We start from the raw sequence: 2,760 nt of genomic DNA, 5'->3' as shown, positions 1-2,760 counted from the left end.
AGAACTCGGCCGGTCACCGCGCGAACCGCGGCCGGTACGTCGACAGTTGACGTGTCCGCCGTGACGGGCGGCACCCCGAAGTCCCCGCAGTCCAGCACCACCAGCGAAGGCACCGGCTCACCCGAATCCGCCGCCGGCAACTCCTCCCACAACACCCACGACGGCACCGACGACCCCGACGAGGCCGACGGCATCGCGGACCACTCGATCGTGTACAGCGGACGGCTGGCTCGCTGTCCGCCGTCCAACTGCCCTGTCTCGACCGGGCGTCCGGCGACGGATCCCACGGTGAGCACCGGTCGGCCGGCGGTGTCGGCGATCTCCAGCGAGAGTGCGCCGTCCTCGTGCCGACGCAGCCGGACCCGTACGGCGTCGGCGCCCACCGCGTGCAGGGCGACATCGCGCCAGGCGAACGGGATCACCGTGCCGTCGCCGGGGCCGGTGAGGAGCGCGGCGTGCAGTGCGGCATCGAGCAGGGCGGGGTGGAGACCGAAGCGGGCACACTCCTCCCGCGACCGCTCGGGCAACGCCACCTCGGCGTACAGCTCACCACCACACCGCCAGGCAGCCCGCAGCCCCTGGAAGACGGGGCCGTACGCGAAGCCGTACTGCGCGAACGTCTCGTAGGCGTCGTCGGTGGGCAGCGGTTCCGCGCCGGCCGGGGGCCAGGCGGCGGTGTCGGCGGTGTCGGCGGTCTCGGCGGTGGGGACAGCGACGTCGGTGCCCGGGGTGAGGAGCCCGTCGGCGTGCTGGGTCCACGGCAGGTCGGGCCGGTTCTCCGGGCGGGAGTGGATCGTGACGGCGCGCCCGCCGGAGGCGTCGGGTGCGGCGACGCGGACCTGGATCTGGACGCCGTCCTGCGCCGGGAGGAGGAGCGGTGCCGTGAGCGTCAGCTCCTCGACGTGGCGGCAGCCGACCTCGTCACCGGCGCGGAAGGCGAGTTCCAGCAGGCCGGTGCCGGGCACCAGGACGACACCCTGCACGACGTGGTCGGCGAGCCACGGGTGCGAGGCGGTGGACAGCCGCCCGGTGAGCAGATGCCCTTCTCCGTCGGCGAGTTCGACGGCGGCTCCCAGCAGGGGGTGTTCGGCCGGGCCCAGCCCCGCGACGCGCACATCGCCGGGGCGGGTGAGGGCCCCGGCGGGCCAGAACCGTTCGCGCTGGAAGGCGTACGTCGGCAGCTCCGCGCGCCGGGCTCCGGTGCCCGTGAACAGGGCGCTCCAGTCGACTGTCGTGCCGTGCACATGGAGGCGGGAGACGGCGCCCAGCAGGGTCGCCTCCTCGGGCCGGTCCGCGCGCAGGACGGGAGCGAACACGGGCTCGGGCAGGCCGTCGTCCCACGGCGACTCCGCTGCGAGGGCCGACAGGGTGCCGTCGGGCCCGAGTTCGAGGAAGGTGTGCACTCCGTCATCGGCCAGGGTGCGCACTCCGTCGGCGAACCGGACGGCTTCGCGGACGTGGCGCACCCAGTAGTCGGGGGAGCACAGCTCGTCGGCCGTGGCGGTCCTGCCGGTCACGTTCGACACGATCGTCAGGTCGGGCGTGCGGTAGGACAGGCCGGCGGCGACGGCGCGGAAGTCCTCCAGCATGGGTTCCATCAGCGGCGAGTGGAAGGCGTGGGAGACCCGCAGCGGCGTGGTCTTGCGGCCCTGCGCCGCGAACCGGGCGCACAGCGAGTCCACGGCTTCCGCGGTGCCGGAGACCACGACGGCGCCGGGTGCGTTCACGGCGGCGATCGCGACCTCGGCGGTGAGCAGCGGCCGGACCTCGTCCTCGGTGGCGCGCACCGCGGCCATGGCGCCGCCGTCGGGCAGTGCCTGCATCAGGCGGCCGCGGGCGGCGACGAGCCGGCAGGCGTCGGCGAGGGAGAACACCCCGGCGACGTGGGCCGCCGCCAGCTCGCCGATGGAGTGGCCGAGCAGCCGGTCGGGGCGCACACCCCAGGACTCCAGCAGCCGGAACAGGGCGACCTCCACCGCGAACAGTCCGGCCTGCGCGTAGCCGGTCCTGTTCAGCAGTTCGGCGTCCTCGCCCCAGACGACGTCGCGCAGCGGCCGGTCGAGGTGCTCGTCCAGGAGCGCGCACAGGGCGTCGAAGGGCTCGGCGAAGGCGGGGAACCGTGCGTACAGCTCGCGTCCCATGCCGGGCCGCTGTGCGCCCTGGCCGGAGAAGAGGAACGCGGTCCTGCCGGGGCGTGCGACGCCGGTCTCGGCGCCGTCGCTCCCTCCGTCGGCGAGCGAGGAGAGCGCGCGCAGCGCCTCGGCCCGGCCGGCCGCCGGCAGCACGGCGCGGTGCGTGAACACCGACCGGCTCGTGACCAGCGCATACGCCAGGTCCAGCGGGCGCAGTTCGGGTCGCTCCTCGATGTGCGAGAGCAGCCGGGCGGCCTGTGCACGCAGTGCCGCTTCGGACCGGCCGGACAGCACCCACGGCAGCAGCCGGACGCCGTCGTCCTCCGGTGCACCGTCCGGCGCCTCGGCCTGGTCCGGCGTCTCGTTCCCGTGCTCGTCGGGTGCGGGCCCCGCTTCGAGGAGAACGTGGGCGTTGGTGCCGCTGATGCCGAACGAGGAGACTCCGGCGCGCCGCGGGCGGTCCGTGTCGGGCCAGTTCGTGGGCTCGGTGACGACCTCGACGGCGCCGGCCGTCCAGTCGACGTGCGTGGAGGGCCGGTCGACGTGCAGCGTCGGCGGCAGCACACCGTGCCGCATCGCCATCACCATCTTGATGACGCCCGCCACACCGGCAGCGGCCTGGGTGTGA

At 74.6% G+C, this 2,760-nt stretch carries 1 protein-coding gene; it reads right to left on the bottom strand.

Annotated features, from left to right (window positions below):
- Positions 1–2,760: type I polyketide synthase (locus SCA03_RS34260; RefSeq protein ID WP_141275877.1), on the bottom strand; the 2,760-nt coding region annotated here is incomplete at both ends.

It is taken from the genome of Streptomyces cacaoi, from assembly GCF_006539165.1.
In the GTDB taxonomy this organism is placed as follows: Bacteria; Actinomycetota; Actinomycetes; order Streptomycetales; family Streptomycetaceae; genus Streptomyces; species Streptomyces cacaoi.
The sequence above is the reverse complement of the archived record's forward strand: the minus strand, read 5'-3'. Positions and strand labels throughout refer to the sequence as shown.